The sequence below is a fragment of the Micromonospora sp. CNZ322 genome (assembly GCF_007827755.1).
The window spans coordinates 16,515-29,831 of sequence record NZ_VITD01000024.1 but is presented as its reverse complement, the minus strand read 5'-3'; the positions used below and the strand labels follow the sequence as shown (position 1 = coordinate 29,831).

The following is a 13,317-nucleotide window of genomic DNA, read 5'->3' as shown; positions in this document are numbered from 1 at the left end:
CACCCTCCCTGACCGGCGCTCACCGGCAGGCAGGTCAGTGAGCGGATGCGTTACGGGGCTGGATGGCTACGCGGAACTTTTCACTTTGAATCCTTCACGTTATCCCGGCCTTAACGACCCCGGACTCTGTCCGATGGCAGGTGTTGATGCTCTCTGTGCCAGTCTCGGCTGGTGGATGTGGCTCGCTACCCGCCGTCGATCACAGCGGTCCAGGGCGCCTACCGTAGCCGCGTTGGCTGCATCCGTTTGCATGGTCAGGCGCACTGATTTAGCCGACGAGAGGGCACTCGATCATGCTGACTTGCGATGGTATCGAGCTGAGTCTGAATCTCTTTGGCAGTCGGCCCCGCCAGCGCCACTTCGCTGGGATGACTCCGATCCCCACAACCTGATCGTTGAAGGATGGGTGACTAAATGTGATCCTACTCATTTGTCCGCCCGTATATCTAAGGACTACTCTCCGTGATGTGGTGGACGTGACTCTTTGAGGGATGTCCACATCGGTTGGTGACTGCTTACGCTTTCGCCATGACAATCGAGCAGCGCTTCCACTCGCTGGAGGATTTCCTTGCCTCCGCGATGAACCATGTCGACGGTGTCCTGGATGACGGCTGGGGCTTCGAGTTCCCGGTAAAGGGACGTGAGATTGAGGCGACCGTCTTGTTCGCCGACATCACCAGCTTTTCGACCCGCACCATGGACATGAGCCCGGCGGCGACGTTGGTGTACGTCCAGAACTTCTTCGCGTGGATCACCGCTGAGGCTCTCCGCGGGCGTCCAGGCATCGTCGACAAGTACATCGGTGACGAGGTCATGGTGGTGTTCTCGGATGAGTTCGGGTCGAAGGATCCCTTAGAAGACGCGGTCCAGGCAGCGGCGGCGATGAGCCGCCATGACGTGCATGGCTACGGCCCTCACATCGGCATCGCGTCAGGTCGAGTCATCGTGGGCTACGCGGGCACCTCGCTGCGGTACAACGTGTCGGTCTTCGGCGCTCCGGTCGCGCTGGCAGCTCGATGTGCAGGAGTAAAGCCCGCGGACACCGAGAAGGTGATTTCGTCGACGATTGTCATGCCGGCGGCCGACTGGGGCGACCGCGAGCTCGACGAGGTACTGCCCCCAAAGATGGTGGAACAGCCCGATGGTTCCCTAAAACCTGACTGGCAGCGCTTCGAATTAGTGGATCAGCGTGAAGTGCCGATGAAGGGTCTCGGCGAGGTCGCTATTCGCGAAATCTACAATACTGGCATGTGGTTTCCGACCCACTCGATCGAGAACCGCGCCCTCGACTCTCTGCACGCGCTCTACGCCAACAACCGGTACTGGCCGCGCTGGGAAGAGCCTAAGACGAGCGGAGGCCCGTTCTCTCACCTGACACTGGTCGAGCCAGAGGAACTACCGGAATAACCCAGCTGCGGCGGTCGGGTCTGCTGCACCGATAGGTGACATCTGAGATGGCTTGCCCTGGTGGCGGGCTGGAAGGATGTTGCTGTGCCCAAGCCCTACCCCCGTGAGTTCCGCGATGACGTCGTGCGGGTCGCTCGTGATCGTGACCCAGGCGTGACGGTCGAGCAGATCGCGAAGGACTTCGGAGTTCATCCGATGACGTTGTTCAAGTGGTTGCGCCAGGCCGACATCGACGCTGGGACCAAGCCTGGCGTCAGTGGCAGTGACTTGGCCGAGCTGCGGGAGGCCCGTAAGCGGATCAAGTTGCTGGAGCAGGAGAACGAGGTCCTGCGCCGGGCCGCGGCGTACTTGTCGCAGGCGAATCTGCCGGGAAAAGGCTCTACCCGCTCGTGAGCGAGCTGGCCGCCGACGGGGTCCCCGTGGCGGTGACGTGCCGGGTATTGGACATCGCTCGTCAGCCTTACTACCGGTGGCTTGCCCGCCGTGTCACCGACGCCGAACTGTCGCAGGCGTATCGGGCGGACGCGTTGTTCGACGCCCATCGCGATGACCCGGAGTTCGGATATCGGTTCCTGGCCGACGAGGCCCGCGCTGCCGGCCAGCCGATGGTCGAGCGCACCGCCTGGAAAATCTGCTCCGGCATGAGCTGGTTCAGCGCGTTCAGCAAGAAGAAGCGTCGGGGCAAGGGCGGCAAGGTCGGTCCGCCCGTGCACGACGATCTGGTGCGCCGCGACTTCACCGCGGACGGCCCGAATCGGTTGTGGCTGGCCGACATCACCGAACACCGCACCGGTGAGGGCAAACTGTATCTGTGCGCGATCAAGGACGTGTGGTCCAACCGGATCGTCGGCTACTCCATCGACTCACGCATGAAATCGAGGCTGGCCGTCAACGCCCTACACAACGCCGTAGCCCGCCGTGGTGACGTGCCCGGCTGCGTGCTGCACACCGACCACGGGTCGCAGTTTCGAAGCCGTAAATTCGTCCGCGCCCTCAACCAGCACCACCTGATCGGGTCGATGGGCAGAGTCGGCGCCGCCGGCGACAACGCCGCCATGGAATCGTTCTTCGGCCTGCTACAGAACAACGTCCTCGACCGCAGAACCTGGACCACCCGCCAACAGCTCAGGACCGCGATCGTGACCTGGATCGAACGGACCTACCACCGCCGTCGACGCCAACGAACCCTGTCCCGGTTGACCCCTATCGAGTACGAGACCATCATGACCCCACCGGCCAGTCAGGCCGCGTGACTGGAACTGTCACCTATCGGTGCAGCAGACCAGTTGTCGCTGCTGGATGCATGGGTGTGGACGAGGAATAGGTGGTCGTCGTCGACAAAGGGCGGGTTCGGTCGCTCGTGGGTGGTGGCGTGAGTGCGGCTCGTTCGTAGGCGAGTAGTTCGCCGGTCGTGGGGTTGAGGATCAGCAGGAAGCGGATGCCGTCCAAAGTGGCGCTGACGCCGACGCCGGTTCGGCCCGCCCTGTCGGTCACCGAGCCGTGGTACGCAACGCCCGGGGTGTCGCGCAGGACGGTGATAACCGCGGTGCGGGCGGCTTGGTTGGGAGTACGCCAGCCGAGCAGGCTGACGAGGCCGCGAATGACGGCGGTGGGTCCGAGGAACCGGGGCTGGGTGGCGTCGATGTGCGCGCTGAGCGCTACCGGGTCGGTGGCGATCGGTCCGATGGGTCCGTCCAGCTCGCCGGGCTTGTAGGTGCTGTCGTCGGTGGGCTGCTGACCCCTGGGGTAGCGGCTGCGGATGACGCGTCCGGAGGCATCGTCGGCAGGCCAGCGCTGCTCTTCGAACAGCACGATCCGCGTGGTGGCGTTGTTGCCCGCGACCGTGGTGTCCGAGGCCCATTGCAGCAGGTGGACGTAGGCGAACCGGCCCGGGATGGCATCGCAGCCGGACGGCCCAACCGTCACCGCTTCCAGAGCCTGCCGCGCCGAGGTCGACTCCGGCAGATGCGTCGGCGACGGGTCGAGTTTCTGCTGTGCGCGTGCCTTGAGCTGTGCCGCGGTGAGGGCGGCTGGTGACGGACACGGCGACACGGCCCGCCGGGACGCGGCGGTGCTGGAAGGCGAGGGTGGGGATTGGGCTGGCCCGGTGCCGCCAGTCCAGTTTGGGATGGCTGTGGCGGTGGCGAGGAGGCCGAGCGCGCAGGCGGCGGCAGTGACCTTTACGGCTCGGCGGCCCACAGGTTGGGGCGTCTCGGTCGCGGGTCGCACATGGGGCAGGTTGTTCACGGTCAGCTTTCTCGAGGGGAGAGGTGGCTAAGGGCTAGCGGTAGGTGGCGGTGGCGAGGTCACCGACGGCGGCGTCCACGGCGGCGGTGATGTCGCGTACCGGCTGGTAGTGCTGTGCGGCGATGGCCTTCAAGCGAGTGGTCAGGGTGGTGATGTCGTCGTCGAGGTAGAGGTGGCTGGTGAGGGCGAGGTCGGCGACGAGCCCGGCGAGGGCGGCGGTGTGGTTGTCGGGTTGTTCACGGCCGGCGGCGAGGTAGCGCAGGCGGGAACGGGCGATGACCGACCATCTGGTGTCGGTGGGCAGGTAGGTGTCGGTGCGCATGAGGCCGCCGAGGCGCCGTCGGGTGTGCTGGCGCAGGATCCCGCCGGCGACGAGTCCGGCGCGGGTGCGGTCGTACAGGTCGTCGGAGAACATCCGCAGCCACCCCCGCAGCGGTGGGTGGGCGTGGCGGATGGTCGCGGTCGCGGCGTCGGCGATCAGGTCCCCGACCGGCCGGTCGGCGTGCGGGTGTATCCGTGGGTGGCTGGGCGGGCGGGTGTCGTCGTTCGGGTCCACGGTCACCCGCCCGGCCAGGTACAGGTCGATCAGGACCGCGCCCGCGAGGCCCAGAGCGAGGGCCTGCCGATGCACGTGGAGGTGTCCGGTGTCGTCGTCATGGCCGAGGAGGAACAGCTCATCGCGCAGCAGCAGGCGCGGGATCGACGCGGTCATCGCTGGGCTCCTACCGCAGCCCAGCGGTGAGCCGCCGCAGCCGCTCGTGCGTCCCGCCGTAGGCGGGTCCGGGGGTCGGGAGCAGGGTTTTGTCGATGGCGGCGAGGACCGTGTAGTTGGGGTCGCACACGTTGCCGATCGGCGCCCGCCCCGCCTGCGACACAAGCTGGTACGCGTCCAGGGCTTCCAGGCCGGTCAGGGCGCTGACCCAGCCGACAAGGTCATGCTGAGCGATGCGGTAGGCATCCTCCAACGGACGGGCGCACCCGATCGTCAGGATGTCCCGGTCGGTCTCCAACCGCGGCCACCGTGTGCTCACGCCTTTGATGACCTCGATGGCGAGGGTGGTGGTCGTGGCGATCTCCACGCCGACACCGCAGGCCTCGCCCTCGCCCTGGCGGGCGTGCCCGTCGCCGAGCGCGAGCATCGCCCCATGGACGTTCACCCCCAGGTAGAGGGTGGTGCCTGCGCGCAGGTGCGGGGTGTCGAGGTTCCCGCCGTGGGTGTCGGGCACGAGTGTGGAGCGGGCCTCGAACGCGCCGGGGGCGACACCGATCGTGCCGATCATCGGGTCCAGTGGCAGGTCCACGCTGTGGTCGCTGCGCGTTGCCTGATACCGGATGGTCCCGGCCCGCCGGTCGATGCCGTACACCCACACCCGCTCCTGAAGCGGCGGCTGCAGCGTGGCGGTGTGGGAGGTGGAGGTCAGCGCCCCAAAGTGCGGGAACGTCGACGAGACACCCCAGTCCCGCGCCGGGGTGATGGCCGCGAGGTGGACGGCGAGGGTGTCGCCGGGCTCGGCGTCCTCGACGAAGAACGGCCCGGACACCGGGTTGAGGTACGGCATGCGGCACACCTGCGACGGCAGGTCCGCCGGCCCCCTCACGAGACCACCGAAGCAGTCCTCCGTCGCAACGGTGAACACGTCCCCGCCGCGCACGTGCGCCACCGGCATCCGACCGCCGAACGTGTACGCCAGCTCGTCCCGAGCCGGCCGGTAGGTGAACGGGTCCATGCCGGTCACACCCGCTCCACGTGACGCGCCTGCGGCTGCGCCGGCGCCAACCCCGACAGGGCAGGTCGGCCGCCGGACAGGTACAAGCCAGCCAGAACGACCATCCCGAGGGCGAGCCAGGCCAGGCCGAGACGCTGCGCGGCGATGTTGGCGTTGACCACCACCCACACCAAGATGGCGAAGCCGATAGCGGGCATGACCAGGTGCGCCCACCACCTCCCGCTGCGCTCCCGGATGAGGTGATGCACCACGACCGAGACGTGCAGGACCAGGAACGCGACCATCGCCCCGAAATTGATCAACGACGACAGCAGCGTGATCCCATCCGCACGGGTCGCCATGTACAGGCCCAGCGCCAGGGACACCCCGCCGGTGAGCAGCGTCGCGTTGATCGGCACGTTGCGCCGGATCGACACCTTCGCCAGGAACGCCGGCAACTGCCGGTCCCGGGCCATCGCGTACAGCAGCCGAGACGTCGCGACCTGCGCGACCATCGAGTTCGGCAACCCCCACGCAATCGCCGTCGCCACCGCGCACACCGTCGCCAACCAACCCCCACCGGCCACGGCCGCGGCGTCGTAGAAGGCAGTGCCGGTTGGATCACCCTCGGCGAGAAGCACGCCGGGGTCGGGGACGAGCATCGCAGCCAGCCACGTCTGCGCAATGAACAGCACCCCCGCCAGAACCAGGACGGCCGCCATCGCGCGGCCGATCTGACGGGAGCCGCCCTTGGTCTCCTCCGCCAGCATGGAGATGCCGTCGAAGCCGAGGAAGGACAGCACCGCGAGCGACACCGCCCCCGCCACCACCGACCAGGTGAACGTGTCGGAGTTGTAGAAGGCGTCCCAGCTGAACCGGCCCCTGCCCGAGGCGAGTGCCCAGCCGGCGACGGTCAGGAACACCGTCAAGACGATCAGCTCGCCGACGAGCATCACCCGGGTGACGGCCGCCGTCATGCGGATGCCCACCGAGTTGACGATCGTGTTCACTGCGACGAACCCGAGCAGCCACAGCCACACCGGGACCGCCGGGACCGTGGCGTGCATCGCCACCGACGCCACCAGATACAGCAGCCCCGGCACGAGGACGTAGTCGAGGAGGATCACCCAGCCGGCCAGGAACCCAACCGGCGGGCTAATGCCGCGCCCTGCGTAGTTGTAGACGCTGCCTGACATCGGGAACGCCTTCACCATCTGCGCGTACGAGAACGCCGTGAACACCAACGCCATCGCGCCGATCACGTACGCCAGAGCGACCATTCCACCGGAGCCGGCGTACACACTGCCGAAGATCGCCATCGGCGCGATCGGCACCATGTACACCAGCCCGTAGGCCAACAGGTCTCGGAACCTCAGTTGGCGGCTCAACTCCTGCCGATATCCGTAACGCGACAGGTCATTCTGGAGACTCATTAGACTCCTCAGGTATTTGAGTCCTGGTTCGCAACTGGTCTGTCAGCCATGACAACTACTCCTTGGCCCGAAAACCGCTGCTGATGATTTGCCTGGCATGCCGGGGTATTTCAACGACGAGAATTGCGTACCGAGCCAGATGAGTCGATAGCGATGATGCGGACATGCGGTGTTGTCCGCATGCGACTGTCCGCGTAGCGTTCGAGCACGTACGGTCAGGCCCGTCTGACTGCGGCAGCGGCGGGCGAACGGCATCCAGGAGTACCGGTGGCCCAGGTTCCGCGACGGCTGACCCCGCATCGATCAGTGCTTCATGGGTATGGCGCCGCTCTGCGAAAGTGGCGCGAGTGCCGCGGGCTGTCCCAGCGCGCTCTAGGCAGGCTGGTGCACGTCAGCGGGGACCTCATCGGCAAGGTGGAAAAGGCCGAACGTTGGCCGTCCGCCCGCCTCATCGAGTCGTGCGAGGCCGCACTGCAGACGGGTGGCGAGCTGGTCGCTTTCCTGTCGGACCTTGAACGTGAGCGTCGACTGACCGGCGTCGGCTACCGCCTCGCCGGCGGTGCGGACGGCCAGCTCGGGGTCGTCATGAATCATTCCGAGGAGACTGACCTGCTCCGCTCGTGGCACGAGCAGCTCGCCAGTCTCGCCACAGCCGGAAACCGCACCGGATATGCGGGGATGGCGTCCACCGCCCATGCGCAGATCAGTGCCGCAGCCACCATCGGGCGACGGAGCAGCTCAGCCGACCGTCGAAACGTGCTCATCGCCCAGGCCATGTGGGCCGAGTTCCTCAGTTGGATCGACGAGCAGAGCGACGCCGCCGAGGCGGACGCATGGCTGCGACGCGCCCAGCAGCACGCCGTCGAAGCCAACGCGCCGGCGCTGGCAAGCTACGTCCTGATGAGGCAGAGCCAACGCGCTCTCGAGAGATTCGACCCGCGTCAAGCCGCTGCCTTGGCGCAGCAGGCTCTGGACGAGGTCCGGTTACCGGGCCGCATTCGCGCTCTGCTGCTGGTTCGTCAGGCTCAGGCCTTCGCGATGGGCGGCGACCAAAACTCCTGCGTTGCCAGCATTGACGAGGCGCACAGAGTCGCCGGCAGCGCCGACTGGGACTCGGAACTGCCGATCGATGTTGGCGTCCACTGCAACCCGGTGTACGTGACTGCCCACGAAGCGCAGTGCCGTCTACTCCTCGGCCAACCGGCGGCGGCAGCCGATCTCTACGAGCAGCTTCTTCAGGACTGGCCAAGTCAGTGGCGTGTCGACGAGGCCCTCTGGCGATCGGCCCTGTCCACCGCCTACGTCAACAGTGGCAACGTCGAACGCGCCGCGACCGAGGCCACCAACGCCCTGACCTTGGCCGCTGGTACCTCCTCCGGGCGGGCCCTGCGCTGGTTGAACCCCACGGCGGTTGCCCTTCGACAGCAGCCGGGCGTTCCTGAGGCGGTGGCCTTCGTGCTCGCCTATCGGCAGGCGACTCTCGAAGCGTGTAACCATTAGCCCGTGGACCTGATCACCACGGCAACGAGCACCGACGAGTCCGAGCGGGCGGCGTCCGTCGCGGTCCTCCCAGTCGGGAGTTTCGAACAGCACGGCGCCCACCTGCCGTTGCTGACGGACACCATCGTGGCATGCGCGATTGCGAAGGCGGTCGCTGAGCGCTACGACCTCTTTCTGCTACCGCCCGTGACGATCTCCTGCTCCCACGAGCACGCGGCGTGGCGTGGAACGGTCAGTATCAGCGCCACCACCCTCGCCGCCGTAGTCGTCGACATCGCCACCTCCCTGCGTGAATCGGGCATCGATCAGCTCGCCGTGATCAACGGACACGGCGGGAACTATGCGCTTGCCAACGTCGTTCAGGAAGCCAACGTCGCCGGACCGCGGATGACTCTGTTCCCCGCTCGGGCCGACTGGGACGACGCTCGACTGGCCGCCGGCCTGCACAGCACCGCCCACCAGGACATGCACGCTGGCGAGATTGAGGTTTCACTCCTCCTGCACGTCGCGCCGGAGGTCGTGCGTGATGGCTTCCAGCATGCCGACCACGTCGCGGACGACCGACGTCACCTCCTCACCCGGGGCATGGGTGGCTACACCACCAGCGGCGTCATCGGTCTGCCGTCTCACGCCACCGCCGCCAAGGGCAAAGCCGTACTCGAGGACCTTGTCCGCTCCTTCGCCGATCACTACGGCCTCCTGCCGGGGCCCAAGGCATGACCAGGAATTGACGCTGGCGGTCCGGGCGCTGCGTTTCCGGATCACTGACCGGACGACGGCTGGCATCGTCATTCCGATCGAGGCCGTCATGCGGACAAGTGCTGTTGTCCGCATCCGGGTCACATCAATGGTGACGTCGATGGCTGTCTAATGGTCGACGGGAGGCGCTGACGACAGATCCATCGTCGTTCGAGCGGGCAGATGGTGCCTCGCATCAGCGCTGTAGGGCGCGGACCGATATCGAGGTTCGGCGTCGAGCGAAAGGTCGTCATGCCCGAAAAGGTCGTCACACACAAGGCGCTCTGCTACATCGTGCGGAATAGGCAGCTGCTCGTCTTCCGGCACACGAATTTCAGCTACGAAGAGGTGGGCATCCAGGTGCCGGGTGGCACCATCCGCCCCGGTGAGGCTCCGGAGGATGCCGCGCTGCGCGAAGCCCGCGAGGAGACCGGGCTCACGGACCTCACGGTCGTCCGCAAGCTGGGTGAGTCCGAGTACGACATCAGTCCGCTGCGGTTCGAGATCCAGCACCGACACATCTTCCTCCTGGAGCTCTTCGAGCCCACGCCCATGCGCTGGTCGAGCCAGGAAGACCACGACGGCACCCAGCTGCCGACCCGGTTCGAGTGCTTCTGGGTGCCGTTGACGGCGGGGCACATCCTGCAATCCGGCCAGGGCGCGCTCCTGGGCCGGATCTTCGACTGACGGATCTGCCTCGGCGCTCGGAGTGCCTGCCGACTCCGAGCAGGGCGCCGTGGTCCCTGCCTCGATTCAAAGAGCGTCAGCTTCGAGCCGGCGCAGCACGCCTCGAATGTGAACCCGTTTGGACTCCGCAGCGCTGGGGCGCTCGGACCTTCACAAAGGAGTTGGCATGACGGTGATCGAAACACGACCCTCTGTGCCCGTTCAGATGGCGAGGGCAGACGTCGCCGCGGCGGTAGCCGCCGCTGAGCGGATGCTGGCCGCGCTCGGCGTCGACACACAGGTTGAGCACCTTCGGCGCACCGCGGAACGGATGGTGCTGTCGTACGGCGAGGTCCTGACGCCGGCGCCGTTCGAGGCGACGGACTTCGTCAACGACGCGAAGCATCAGGGCTTCGTGATCGTGCGGGACGTGGCGTTCGCCGCGATCTGCGCCCATCACCTGCTGCCGTTCGTCGGCTCGGCGACCGTGGGATATCTCCCGGGTGCGCGGTTGTTGGGGCTGTCGAAGCTGACGCGGCTGGTCGAGCACGCCACGCGAGGGTTGCAGGTCCAGGAGAACGTCACGCAACAGATCGCCGACGGACTGCAACAGGTTGTCCCGGATAACGGCGGCATGGGGGTGATCGTCGAGGCGGAGCACCTGTGCATGACGCTGCGGGGAGCGAAGGCACGCGGCGCCTCGACGGTGACCTCGGCGTGGCGCGGCGCGCTGGAACGCGATGTCTCGGTGCGGTCGGAGTTCCTCAGCCTGGCGGGGCGGGGGTGGCGGCCGTGACCGCTGCCGTGTTGCCGCTGGTCACTCCGGTGCCCGCGCACGTCGTCGTCATCGTCTCCGGTGGCATGGATAGCACCGTGTTGGCGTACGCCCTGCAGCAGGGCGGGTCGACGGTGACGCTGCTGTCCTGCGACTACGGGCAGCGGCACCGCCGTGAGTTGGACTATGCAGCACGGACCGCCGAGGCCTTGCACGTGCCTCACGTGGTGGTCGACCTGACCGGCATAGTCGGTGTGCTGACGGGCTCGGCTCTCACCGACGCCCAGGTTGATGTGCCGGACGGGCACTACACCGATGCTTCGATGCGCGCCACGGTCGTACCGAACCGCAACGCGATCATGCTCGATGTGGCCGTGGCCCGCGCGGTCTCCGCTGGTGCGGACGCGGTGGCGTTCGGTGCCCACGCCGGTGACCACCCGATCTACCCGGACTGCCGACCAGCCTTCCTTGCCGCGTACGAGTCGGCTGTCCGGCTGGCGAATGAGGGCTTCCTGCCCGCTGGCTTTCGGGTCGTCGCGCCGTTCATTGACTGCTCGAAGGCCGACATCGCCCGGCTCGGGGACACCATCGGCGTGCGGTTCGCCGACACCTGGTCCTGCTACAAGGGCGGCGAGCGGCATTGCGGGACCTGCGGCACGTGCGTCGAGCGGCGCGAGGCGTTCGCGATGGCGGGCGTGACGGACCCGACCGAGTACGCCACCGCCTCGGGGGTGATCTAGGTGTTCCGCATCGGCAAGCAATTCCGGTTCGAGGCCGCGCACTCGCTGCCCGAGCTGCCCGAAGGCCACCAGTGCGCGCGCGTCCATGGCCACAGCTACACCGTCGAGGTGCACCTCGTCTCTGACGGCGAGCTGACCCGACCCGGGTTCGTCGTGGACTTCGCCGAACTCGGCCCGTTCAGCGCGCATGTCCGCGACCACTTCGACCACCGCGACCTCAACACCGTGCTGGACGCACCACCGACGAGCGAGCACCTCGCCGCCTACTTCTACCAGTGGTGCCGCCACCATCTGCGGCTACCGGAACCGGTGCGGGTGGAGAAGGTCCGGGTGTCCGAAACGGCGTCCACCTTCGCCGAGTACGGGCCGGACCTGCAATGACAGCCCCGTCCATGCCCGCGGTACCGCCATGTCCAGCCCGCTCGCCTGCGGTGCCGGTGCGGCCGTTGCTGGTCGCGGAGACATTCGGCCCGACCCTGCAGGGCGAAGGACCGAGCACCGGCCAGCAGGCATTGTTCCTACGGCTGTCGCGGTGCAACCTCTCCTGCCCACGCTGCGACACCCCATACACCTGGGATACCTCCCGATTTGATCTCCGCGCGCACACGACCCACCGCCCGGCCGAGGAGGTCATCCGGTGGGTGGTGACACAGCAGACACGGCTGCTGGTCATCACCGGCGGTGAGCCGCTGTTGCAGCAGGATCGGCTGCTGCCCGTGGTCAAGGCGGTCACCGAGGCGGGGCGACGGGTAGAGATCGAAACCAACGGCACGGTCATTCCCCTGCCGGCACTGGTCGCATCGATGGGCGCGTTCAACGTGTCTCCGAAGCTGTCCGGCTTCGCCGGGCCGAGGGACGGTCGGCGGCGTATCAACCCGGCCGCGCTGTCGGCACTGGCCGGCTCGGGGCGGGCCGTGTTCAAGTTCGTGGCCACCGACGCAGCGGAGTTGGACGAAATCGCCCGGCTTCAGGAGCAGTTCGGGCTGGACCCGGTCTGGGTGATGCCCGAAGGCGCCACCAGCGATGCGGTCCTGACCGGAATGCGGGACCTCGCGGACGCGGTCCTAGCCAGAGGCTGGCACCTGAGCAGCCGCCTGCACGTGTTGCTGTGGGAGGACACCCGTGGCCGCTGAATCATCGGGCTCACGCAGTTCGGGTGGGCTTGGACGGGGCCGTCGTTCCCGCCGTGACGGGCCGCGCGTGTGGGGGAGCGGCCCTGCGATCGTCGGCAGCGGGATCGTTCCTGCCGTCCAAGCGAAGCCCACGATAGCCCAACAAGCCCCACCTGTGCAGTCCCCGGCGCACTCCCTCATGTCGTACCTGGTGGACCTGGCGCATCTGGTGGCGGCGTCTCGGCTGTGCATGCGCCGTGCCGGCGCACCGGGTGCTGACGGCGTTACCTGGGCCGGCTACCGCAACGGGCTGCGGGCGCGTCTCGGTGAGCTGTCCGACCGGCTGCGGACGGGGACGTGGGAGCCGGGCCCGTTGCGGCACGTGGAGATCACCTCCTACACGGGCAAGGTGTTCCCGGCAGTGATTCCGACGGTGGAGGACCGCATCGTGCACCGGGCGATGCGTCGCGCAGTCGAGCCGATCATCGAGCACCACGTCCTGGCGGACTGGGTGTCGGCGTACCGGCCGCGCCGCAACCGGATCACCGCCCTGCGCCAAGCAGAGCATCACCTGGCAGTGGGCCGGCAGTGGGTCGCCGATGTCGACGTGGCCGGTGCCTCAGCAGGCGGCAGCACCGATCAACTCGTGGATCGGCTCGCCGTCCATGTGGCCGACGGCTCGTTCCTGCGGCTGTTCCGCCGCGTCGTCGAGGCGTTGCCGACGCCGCTCGTCCCGGGCAGCGGCCTGTGGCCGGTGTTGTTTCACCTGCGCCTGTCCCAGATTGACGCCATGCTCACCGGCTGGCCGGTCGTGCGGTTCGCGGACAACTACCTGATCTTCGCGGCGGACGAGCCCGGCGCGGTCGCCGCGTTCGACGCCCTCACCGCGGCCCTCGCCAGTGGGCAGATGCAGCCGCATCCGCGCAAGAGTCGCGTCCGACCGCCGCACCAGGCCAACACCGAGGACCTGTTCCTCATCGACGGATGAAAGGA

At 67.4% G+C, this 13,317-nt stretch carries 14 protein-coding genes; 10 read left to right on the top strand and 4 right to left on the bottom strand.

The features are described 5' to 3' along the window. The first annotated feature begins 528 nt into the window (after positions 1-528). Both FB453_RS32880 and FB453_RS32875 read left to right on the top strand, forming a co-directional pair. Complete coding sequence (locus FB453_RS32880) at positions 529-1,407, top strand: adenylate/guanylate cyclase domain-containing protein (RefSeq protein WP_145796538.1); 879 nt, start codon at positions 529-531, stop codon at positions 1,405-1,407. An 84-nt stretch (positions 1,408-1,491) separates the two neighbouring features. After that, positions 1,492-2,660, top strand: a protein-coding gene (locus FB453_RS32875; protein ID WP_145796535.1) for an IS3 family transposase whose coding sequence is annotated in 2 segments (ribosomal slippage) — positions 1,492-1,776 and positions 1,779-2,660 — 1,167 coding nt in all. Because the reading frame shifts where the segments join, the coding sequence is not laid out codon by codon here. 13 nt (positions 2,661-2,673) lie between these two features. Here FB453_RS32875 and FB453_RS32870 read toward each other — a convergent pair. The 4 genes from FB453_RS32870 to FB453_RS32855 form a co-directional block, all read right to left on the bottom strand. Beyond that, positions 2,674-3,333: a hypothetical protein gene (locus tag FB453_RS32870; RefSeq protein ID WP_145796533.1), complete on the bottom strand. Its 660-nt coding sequence runs from the start codon at positions 3,331-3,333 to the stop codon at positions 2,674-2,676. A 355-nt stretch (positions 3,334-3,688) separates the two neighbouring features. Next, entirely contained in the window at positions 3,689-4,366 is a 678-nt protein-coding gene (locus FB453_RS32865; RefSeq protein WP_145796531.1) for a GOLPH3/VPS74 family protein, read from the bottom strand. 10 nt (positions 4,367-4,376) lie between these two features. Next, the gene (locus FB453_RS32860) at positions 4,377-5,381 is read right to left on the bottom strand and encodes an acetamidase/formamidase family protein (protein ID WP_486480579.1); all 1,005 of its coding nucleotides are present in this window, start codon (positions 5,379-5,381) and stop codon (positions 4,377-4,379) included. 5 nt (positions 5,382-5,386) lie between these two features. Next, positions 5,387-6,793 (bottom strand): APC family permease, encoded by a 1,407-nt coding sequence (locus FB453_RS32855; protein WP_145796526.1) that lies wholly within the window; start codon positions 6,791-6,793, stop codon positions 5,387-5,389. A gap of 267 nt (positions 6,794-7,060) precedes the next feature. On the opposite strand from FB453_RS32855, the gene FB453_RS32850 reads away from it, so the two are divergent. The 8 genes from FB453_RS32850 (at position 7,061) to FB453_RS32815 (ending at position 13,312) form a co-directional block, all read left to right on the top strand. Next, the gene (locus tag FB453_RS32850) at positions 7,061-8,293 is read left to right on the top strand and encodes a helix-turn-helix domain-containing protein (RefSeq protein ID WP_145796524.1); all 1,233 of its coding nucleotides are present in this window, start codon (positions 7,061-7,063) and stop codon (positions 8,291-8,293) included. A 3-nt stretch (positions 8,294-8,296) separates the two neighbouring features. Then, positions 8,297-9,013 carry a creatininase family protein gene (locus FB453_RS32845; protein ID WP_145796522.1) on the top strand — a complete coding sequence of 239 codons (717 nt, stop codon included), beginning with the start codon at positions 8,297-8,299 and terminating at the stop codon, positions 9,011-9,013. A 270-nt stretch (positions 9,014-9,283) separates the two neighbouring features. Continuing rightward, positions 9,284-9,718: an NUDIX domain-containing protein gene (locus FB453_RS32840; protein WP_145796520.1), complete on the top strand. Its 435-nt coding sequence runs from the start codon at positions 9,284-9,286 to the stop codon at positions 9,716-9,718. 166 nt (positions 9,719-9,884) lie between these two features. Next, on the top strand, positions 9,885-10,493 hold the full coding sequence (gene folE / locus FB453_RS32835; RefSeq protein ID WP_145796517.1) for a GTP cyclohydrolase I FolE: 609 nt from the start codon (positions 9,885-9,887) through the stop codon (positions 10,491-10,493). Beyond that, the gene (queC, locus tag FB453_RS32830) at positions 10,490-11,212 is read left to right on the top strand and encodes a 7-cyano-7-deazaguanine synthase QueC (RefSeq protein ID WP_486480577.1); all 723 of its coding nucleotides are present in this window, start codon (positions 10,490-10,492) and stop codon (positions 11,210-11,212) included. The genes folE and queC overlap by 4 nt, the downstream gene beginning before the upstream one ends. After that, positions 11,213-11,593 (top strand): 6-carboxytetrahydropterin synthase, encoded by a 381-nt coding sequence (locus FB453_RS32825; RefSeq protein ID WP_145796512.1) that lies wholly within the window; start codon positions 11,213-11,215, stop codon positions 11,591-11,593. Next, entirely contained in the window at positions 11,590-12,345 is a 756-nt protein-coding gene (locus tag FB453_RS32820) for a 7-carboxy-7-deazaguanine synthase QueE (protein WP_145796510.1), read from the top strand. The genes FB453_RS32825 and FB453_RS32820 overlap by 4 nt, the downstream gene beginning before the upstream one ends. A gap of 178 nt (positions 12,346-12,523) precedes the next feature. Beyond that, a complete protein-coding gene (locus tag FB453_RS32815) occupies positions 12,524-13,312 on the top strand; it encodes a reverse transcriptase family protein (protein ID WP_145796507.1) in 789 nt (262 codons plus the stop codon). The last annotated feature ends 5 nt before the right edge of the window (positions 13,313-13,317 follow it).

Coding starts and splice junctions, on each gene's coding strand:
- FB453_RS32880 (WP_145796538.1), top strand. CDS start 529: ATGACAATCGAGCAGCGCTTCCACTCGCTGGAGGATTTCCTTGCCTCC.
- FB453_RS32865 (WP_145796531.1), bottom strand. CDS start 4,366: ATGACCGCGTCGATCCCGCGCCTGCTGCTGCGCGATGAGCTGTTCCTC.
- FB453_RS32860 (WP_486480579.1), bottom strand. CDS start 5,381: ATGGACCCGTTCACCTACCGGCCGGCTCGGGACGAGCTGGCGTACACG.
- FB453_RS32855 (WP_145796526.1), bottom strand. CDS start 6,793: ATGAGTCTCCAGAATGACCTGTCGCGTTACGGATATCGGCAGGAGTTG.
- FB453_RS32840 (WP_145796520.1), top strand. CDS start 9,284: ATGCCCGAAAAGGTCGTCACACACAAGGCGCTCTGCTACATCGTGCGG.
- folE (WP_145796517.1), top strand. CDS start 9,885: ATGACGGTGATCGAAACACGACCCTCTGTGCCCGTTCAGATGGCGAGG.
- FB453_RS32820 (WP_145796510.1), top strand. CDS start 11,590: ATGACAGCCCCGTCCATGCCCGCGGTACCGCCATGTCCAGCCCGCTCG.
- FB453_RS32815 (WP_145796507.1), top strand. CDS start 12,524: ATGTCGTACCTGGTGGACCTGGCGCATCTGGTGGCGGCGTCTCGGCTG.